Source organism: Cupriavidus sp. SK-3 (assembly GCF_000611145.1).
In the GTDB taxonomy this organism is placed as follows: domain Bacteria; phylum Pseudomonadota; class Gammaproteobacteria; order Burkholderiales; family Burkholderiaceae; genus Cupriavidus.
The window spans coordinates 97,420-104,216 of record NZ_JFJV02000135.1 but is presented as its reverse complement, the minus strand read 5'-3'; the positions used below and the strand labels follow the sequence as shown (position 1 = coordinate 104,216).

At 68.7% G+C, this 6,797-nt stretch carries 5 protein-coding genes and 1 pseudogene; 1 reads left to right on the top strand and 5 read right to left on the bottom strand.

Annotated features, from left to right (window positions below; all coding sequences use genetic code 11):
• The 5 genes and pseudogenes from CF70_RS36020 to CF70_RS14650 form a co-directional block, all read right to left on the bottom strand.
• Positions 1–91 (bottom strand): annotated as a pseudogene (locus tag CF70_RS36020) (ABC transporter ATP-binding protein); the annotation flags it as partial.
• 357 nt (positions 92–448) lie between these two features.
• Positions 449–2,149 carry a GMC family oxidoreductase gene (locus CF70_RS14665; RefSeq protein ID WP_035865688.1) on the bottom strand — a complete coding sequence of 567 codons (1,701 nt, stop codon included), beginning with the start codon at positions 2,147–2,149 and terminating at the stop codon, positions 449–451.
• A 168-nt stretch (positions 2,150–2,317) separates the two neighbouring features.
• Complete coding sequence (locus CF70_RS14660) at positions 2,318–3,286, bottom strand: alpha/beta hydrolase (RefSeq protein WP_414629451.1); 969 nt, start codon at positions 3,284–3,286, stop codon at positions 2,318–2,320.
• 76 nt (positions 3,287–3,362) lie between these two features.
• Positions 3,363–3,830 carry a Cu(I)-responsive transcriptional regulator gene (cueR, locus tag CF70_RS14655; RefSeq protein WP_051648453.1) on the bottom strand — a complete coding sequence of 156 codons (468 nt, stop codon included), beginning with the start codon at positions 3,828–3,830 and terminating at the stop codon, positions 3,363–3,365.
• Positions 3,827–6,301 carry a heavy metal translocating P-type ATPase gene (locus CF70_RS14650; RefSeq protein ID WP_035865684.1) on the bottom strand — a complete coding sequence of 825 codons (2,475 nt, stop codon included), beginning with the start codon at positions 6,299–6,301 and terminating at the stop codon, positions 3,827–3,829. The genes cueR and CF70_RS14650 overlap by 4 nt, the downstream gene beginning before the upstream one ends.
• 271 nt (positions 6,302–6,572) lie before the next feature.
• Between CF70_RS14650 and CF70_RS14645 the strand changes: the two genes are divergently transcribed.
• The gene (locus CF70_RS14645) at positions 6,573–6,773 is read left to right on the top strand and encodes a heavy-metal-associated domain-containing protein (RefSeq protein ID WP_035865681.1); all 201 of its coding nucleotides are present in this window, start codon (positions 6,573–6,575) and stop codon (positions 6,771–6,773) included.
• Positions 6,774–6,797 lie beyond the last annotated feature (24 nt).

Here is a 6,797-nt window from a genome sequence, read left to right as displayed (position 1 = left end):
TCACCCGCAGGTTGACGTCGCTCACCGCGGTAAACCCCTTGAACTCCTTGGTGAGGTTCCGCGTTTCCAGGATCGTGTCTTGCTGATTCATGGTCTCCTGCCCGCCCTCTTGCTGCGGCCCCGGCTTCTGGTCGGCACCGCCAAATGGTCAGAACTGTGGTACCCGTCGCACCACCACGGCACGGGTCGCGCCAATCCAGTTGCGCTCCCCGTGGCTGCTGCGGCGTTGGCGCCGCTTGTCTTTTTCTACCCGCCGTGCCCCGCCCGCCCTGAACGCGCGACGCGCCCTGCGGAGGGCGCGCCAATGTGAGCGGTACTGCACGGCATCGCGGCGTCTATTGTGTGCGTCTGCTGCGTCGCAAAACATCCGGGTTTGCACTAATTATGAAACATGAACCAGATGTCAGGTTGGTGTCAGGTTCGCGTCAGATTTGCGATGCCGGCGCATTCAGGCCTGGGTTGCGGCTCCCGCCTTGACGGCGAGCGAGGCTTCCGCCGGGGAATCAGCATCCCCCGCCACCTTGCCGGCCACGCCGCTCGCGCGCAGGCGCCGGTCTTCGCGGATCATGTCGCTGGCGCGCTCCGCGATCATGATGGTGGGCGAGTTGGTATTGCCCGAGGTGATCAGCGGCATCACCGATGCATCCACCACGCGCAGACCATCGATGCCGATCACGCGCAGGCGCTGGTCCACCACCGCCTGCGGATCGTCGGAACGCCCCATGCGGCAGGTGCCCACCGGATGGAAGATAGTGGTGCCGATTTCGCTCGCCGCCTGGGCGAGCTGCTCGTCGGTCTGCAGGGCCGCGCCGGGCAGCCATTCCAGCGGCTTGTAGGGTGCCAGCGCCGGCGATGCCACGATGCGCCGCGTCAACCGCAGCGAATCCGCCGCGACCTTGCGGTCCGCATCGGTGGACAGGTAATTGGGCGCGATCACCGGCGCATGGCGGAAGTCCGGATCGGCGATATGCACGCTGCCGCGCGAGGTCGGGCGCAGGTTGCACACGCTGGCGGTGAAGGCATTGAAGCGATGGAGCGGATCGCCGAACTTGTCGAGCGATAGCGGCTGGACGTGGTACTCGAGATTGGGCCGCGCGTACGAAGCATCCGAGCGCGCGAACGCGCCCAGTTGCGACGGCGCCATGCTCATCGGGCCACTCTGGTTGACCGCGTACTGCAGGCCGATGCCGAGCTTGCCCCACCAGCTGCCCGCGCGGGTATTGAGCGTGCGCACGCCTTCCACCTTCACCACGCTGCGCAGTTGCAGGTGATCCTGCAGGTTCTCGCCCACGCCGGGCAGCGCATGGCGCACGGAGATGCCCAGCGCCCGCAGCCGCTCGGGCTGGCCGATGCCGGACAGCTCCAGCAGTTGCGGCGTATTGACCGCGCCCGCCGCCAGGATCACCTCCTCGCGCGCCGCCACCGTGAACGGCGTGCCGCCGCCGAGATAGGCCACGCCGCTGCAACGCCGTCCATCGAACGTCAGGGCGCTGACCTGCGCGCCGGTGACGATGGTCAGGTTGGGCCGTTCGGCCGCGCGGCGCAGGAAGGCCTTGGCGGTATTCCAGCGAATGCCGCGGCGCTGGTTGACCTCGAAGTAGCCCACGCCGAAGTTGTCGCCGCGATTGAAATCGTCCGTGCGCGGGATGCCTGCCTGCTCGGCTGCCTCAATGAAGCGTTCAAGGATATCCCAGCGCAGACGCTGCCCTTCCACCCGCCATTCGCCGCCGGCGCCGTGGAATTCGTCGCCGCCGCGATGATGGTCCTCGCTGCGCTTGAACAGCGGCAGCACATTGTCCCAGCGCCAGCCGTCGTCGCCCGTCAGGCGTGCCCAGTCGTCATAGTCCTCGCGCTGCCCGCGCATATAGATCATGCCGTTGATCGACGACGAGCCGCCCAGCACGCGCCCGCGCGGATAGCCCAGCGTGCGGCCGTTCAGGCCAGCCTCCGCGGCGGTGCGGTACATCCAGTCGGTGCGCGGGTTGCCGATGCAATACAGGTAGCCCACCGGAATATGGATCCAGTGATAGTCGTCGCGCCCGCCGGCTTCAAGCAGCAACACGCTCACCTCGGGGTCCACGGTCAGGCGGTTGGCCAGCACGCAGCCGGCCGAACCGGCGCCGACGATGATGTAGTCGTAAGTCTCCATGCTTTTTCTTGTCAGGCCTTGCGCCGCGTTTGAAAGGGTTGAAGATGGGCCCGCACGGGAACGCTCCGCCGGGCTTGCGAAACCATGCTGCCCTGCACGGGCTGCGCAACTTGGGCCATGGCCGCGTGCAATGGTTCAGGAAGCCGCGGCCGGCAACGCATCATGCGCTCACGCAGCCTGTGGCTGCAAATGCTTGCGCAGCCAATCGGCGAGCGCGGCAAAAACCTCGCCGCGCAACGGCTGGGCCTCGTTGAAAATCTCGTGGTAAGCGCCATCGAACCAGCGCGCTTCGCACAGGTCCCGCGGCGCACTATCGCAGAAGCGGCGGCTACCGGCCGGGTCGACGATGCGATCGTCGCCCGCGACGAGCATCAGCGTCGGCGCTTCCAGCAAAATCGCATCGGCCTGCGCCTGCGCCATGCCACGCAGGAACGTCTCGAGCACGCTGGCGCTGATGGAGCCCTGCACCAGCGGATCGGCGCGATACCGCGCCACCACCGCCGCATCGTGCGAGAGGTAGCGCGCGTCGATCGGGTTCGGCACGCGCAGGCGCGGCGCCAGCGCCAGCAATATGTGGTGCAGCGTCAGCATCGGTGCGGAGAGTTTCAATGCCAGCGCCGGCGACGACAGCACCAGCGCGCGCACGGGCCGCACCCGTGCCGTGGCGAAACGCGCCGCCACCAGACCGCCCATGCTATGGCCCAGCAGAAATGGCAGTTCCTTCCACTGGCTCACGGCCGCATCGTGGATTTCGGTGAGGTCTTCGACAAACACGTCCGGGTGCCCGGCCACCATGCGCGGACCGCCGCTGGCGCCATGGCCGCGCTGGTCGTAGGCGCGCACGCGCAGGCCCAGGCTGCACAACAGCTCGGCCACGTGCTGGTAGCGGCCGCAATGCTCGGCCAGGCCATGAACCAGCAAGAGCGAGCCAGTGGCCTCGGGAAAGGAGTCGGGATCGGGCTGCCAGGTACGCAGCAGCAGCTCCGTGCCGTCACGCATGCGCTGGCGGCTTTCAGAGGGAACGACAGGCCGCGCCGGAGCCGCGGCATCGGAACCAGCGCCACCGGCCTCGCTGGCACCACCGCCAGCAATGCTCGCGGGAGCCCCGGCGGGAGCAGCGGTACTCGGTCGATCCATGCGATTGGTCTCCATATCTGTTCCGCTATGGTGGTGCTGGTACGGCGCTACGGTTCCACTGGCCGGCGCCGCGCGGCTAGGTGGCCGCCGTGGCGTCCCCTTCATGGGCATGGCGATGGCAATCAGGCATTGCCGCACCGCCAGCCTCGTCCAGCCCGGCCCGCGCCATATCCGCCAGGATCGGGCAATCGGGCCGCGCGTCGCCGCTGCAGGCCTCGGCCAGCTGGCGCAGCGTGTCGCGCATGGCGGCCAGCTCGGCGATGCGCTGCTCCAGCTCCGCCACGTGACGCAAGGTAAGCGCCTTGACATCGGCGCTGGCCCGCGCGCGGTCATGCCACAACGACAGCAGGCCGCGTATCTCGTCCAGCGAGAACCCGAGATTACGGGCACGCCGCACGAAGCGCAAGGTGTGCACCGCGCGCTCGTCGTAGCGCCGGTAGCCGCCCTCGCTGCGCGGCGGCGGCGCCAGCAAGCCGATGGCTTCATAGTGCCGGATCATCTTGGCGGAGACGCCGGAAGCTTGTGCCGCTTCACCGATATTCATGCTCTGTCTCCCGCCGGCTTCCAGCGCCGCAACAGCAGTGCATTGCCGACCACGCTCACGCTGGAGAATGCCATGGCCGCGCCGGCCACCACCGGGTTCAGCAAGCCGGCTGCCGCCAGGGGGATACCGATCACATTGTAGAAGAAGGCCCAAAACAGGTTCTCGCGAATCTTGCGCACAGTGCGGTGCGAGATCGCCAGCGCATCGGCCACCAGCGCCGGATCCCCGCGCATCAGCGTGATGCCGGCGGCATGCATGGCCACGTCGGTGCCGGTGGACATGGCAATCCCGACATCGGCGGCGGCCAGAGCCGGCGCATCGTTGATGCCGTCACCCACCATCGCCACCACGGTGCCACCCGCCTTGAGTCTGATGACGCGCTCCGCCTTGTCGGCCGGCAGCACTTCCGCCTGCACCTCGTCCAGCCCGAGCGTCTCGGCCACACGTGCCGCGGCCCCCCTGTTGTCGCCGGACAGCATCACGGTACGCACACCAGCGGCACGCAGCCGGTCGATCGCGCGGCGCGCGCCGGGCTTGATGGCGTCGCCAAAAGCGACCAGGCCCAGCACGCGCGGCAGTCCTTGCGCAGGCGACGCATCCTGCGCGCCCGTCTCGATCAGCCAGGACACCGTGCGCCCCTGGTCCTGCAGGGCTTGCGCCTGTGCACCGAGCGTACCCGGCGCTGCGCCCAGCGAAGCACGCAGGCGCTCGCTGCCGAGCTGCAGCGCCACGCCGTCCACCTTGCCGGCCAGGCCCATGCCCGGCAGCGCGCGCACATCGGTAGCCGTCGGCGCCGCGATGCCGCGCGCACGGGCCGCCGCCAGCACGGCATGCGCGAGCGGATGCTCACTGCCGGACTGCAGCGCGGCCAGGCGTGCCAGCAAGCGTTGCGCTTCGTCCGCGCCGGCGCCTTCGGGCACCGCCAGCGCCACCACTTCCGGCTTGCCCACCGTGAGCGTGCCGGTCTTGTCGAAAGCCACCACCTTGACCCGGTGCGCCACTTCCAGCGCCTCGGCGTCCTTGATCAGGATGCCGGCGCGCGCGCCCGCGCCGGTGCCCGCCATGATCGCGGTCGGCGTCGCCAGGCCGAGCGCGCACGGGCAGGCGATCACCAGCACCGCCACCGCGTTGAGCAAGGCCGCTTCCCAGTTGCCGCCGAGCACGCCCCAGCCCAGCAGCGTGACCATGGCGATACCCAGCACTACCGGCACGAACACCGAGCTGACGCGGTCGACCATGCGCTGGATCGGCGCCTTGGCCGCCTGCGCGTGCTCGACCATGCGGATAATGCGGGCCAGCACCGTTTCAGCGCCCACCGCCACGGTGCGCGCAACCAGACGGCCCTCGTAATTGATGGCACCGCCGGTCAGCAGCGTGCCAGGCTCCTTGGGCACCGGCAGGCTCTCGCCGGTCAGCATCGATTCGTCGGCATGACTGCTGCCCTCGATCACTTGGGCGTCGACGGGCACGCGTGCGCCCGGCAGTACCACGATCTCGTCGCCCACCCGTACCAAGCCCAGTGGCAACGTGACTTCGCCGCCATCGCGACGCACGATCGCGCTATCGGGGCGCAGCGCGGCCAGCGCGCGGATGGCGTCGGCGGTCTGGCGCTTGGCGCGCGTCTCCAGCCACTTGCCCAGCCGCACCAGCGTGATGACCACCGCCGCGCTCTCGAAGTAGAGGTGAGGCATGCCGTCTGCGCCGCGCCACATCAGCCACAGGGACAAGCCATAGGCCGCCGAAGTGCCGAGCGCGACCAGCAGGTCCATATTGCCGGCGCCCGCGCGCACCGCCTTCCAGCCCGCCTTGTAGAAACGCCAGCCGAACACGAACTGCACGGGCGTGGCCAGCAACCATTGCACCCAGGCCGGCAGCATCCAGTGCACGCCGAACCATTGCGCCACCATCGGCGCCACCAGCGGCAGCGACAGCGCCGCCGAGATCGCCACCGGCCACGGCCCGGACCAGAAGCCCTCGCCCGCCGCGCCCGCGGGCAATTCGCCGCCCACCGGCACGGCGCCATAGCCGGCGCGCGCGACCGCCGCGGCCAGCGCATCGGCATCCACGGCACCTCGCAGCACCGTGACCTCGGCCTGCTCCGTGGCCAGGTTGACCTGCGCATCCACCACGCCCGGCACCGCTTTCAAGGCACGCTCGACGCGGGCCACGCAGGACGCGCACGTCATGTCGCTGATGGACAGGGCAATGGCCTGGTGCGGTACCTCGTAGCCGGCAGCCTTCACCGCCTCGGCGGCGGCGGGCAGCACCGCCGCGCTATCGGCTTGCAGCGTGGCCTCTTCGGTGGCGAGGTTAACGGCGACCTGCCGCACGCCAGGCACTTTGCCCAGCGCGGTTTCGACACGCCGCACGCAGGAGGCGCACGTCATGCCGCCGATCGGCAGGCGCCATTCGGAAGCCGGCGCGTTCGCTGCTGCGCCGGGTACGGGAAGAACTTGGGAATTGGCGGGCATGGCCTGAAGGAAAGCTATCCTCAATGATGACCAACAGATGATGGACCTTACCATGCTGGGAAGGTCAAGGGCGAAGGCAAGCCACTCTTCAATCACCCGCGCAAGCGGACCTTGCTTCGAAAAGGCCTTGCGCTTCCCACCGTGGGAAGGTGCAAACTTCAGGGGTAGATGCAGTCCGGCCCGGTCAGCGCAGCGGTGGGTACGCTTCTTTCTGAGGCCGCCGGACGCTTTCATTGAGTCCTTTCCGGTTCTTTCCTACAGGAGATTCCAGATGATCCAGTTCCAGGTTGAAGGCATGTCGTGCGGCCACTGCGTGGGCGCCATCACCCGCGCCGTGCAGGCGCTCGATCCGGCCGCGAAGGTGTCGGCCGACATTCCCGCGCAAGCGGTTATGGTCGAAGCCACGGCAAGCAGCCAGGCGCTGCGCGAGGCGATCGAAGCGGCCGGCTATCCCGTCAAAGCCAGCGCATAGGCTGGCACCGCGGGCATGGCCCGC

Bases quoted from the DNA above. Each gene is read 5' to 3' on its own strand.
- CF70_RS14665 (WP_035865688.1), bottom strand. From the start codon at position 2,149: ATGGAGACTTACGACTACATCATCGTCGGCGCCGGTTCGGCCGGCTGC.
- CF70_RS14660 (WP_414629451.1), bottom strand. From the start codon at position 3,286: ATGGATCGACCGAGTACCGCTGCTCCCGCCGGGGCTCCCGCGAGCATT.
- cueR (WP_051648453.1), bottom strand. From the start codon at position 3,830: ATGAATATCGGTGAAGCGGCACAAGCTTCCGGCGTCTCCGCCAAGATG.
- CF70_RS14650 (WP_035865684.1), bottom strand. From the start codon at position 6,301: ATGCCCGCCAATTCCCAAGTTCTTCCCGTACCCGGCGCAGCAGCGAAC.
- CF70_RS14645 (WP_035865681.1), top strand. From the start codon at position 6,573: ATGATCCAGTTCCAGGTTGAAGGCATGTCGTGCGGCCACTGCGTGGGC.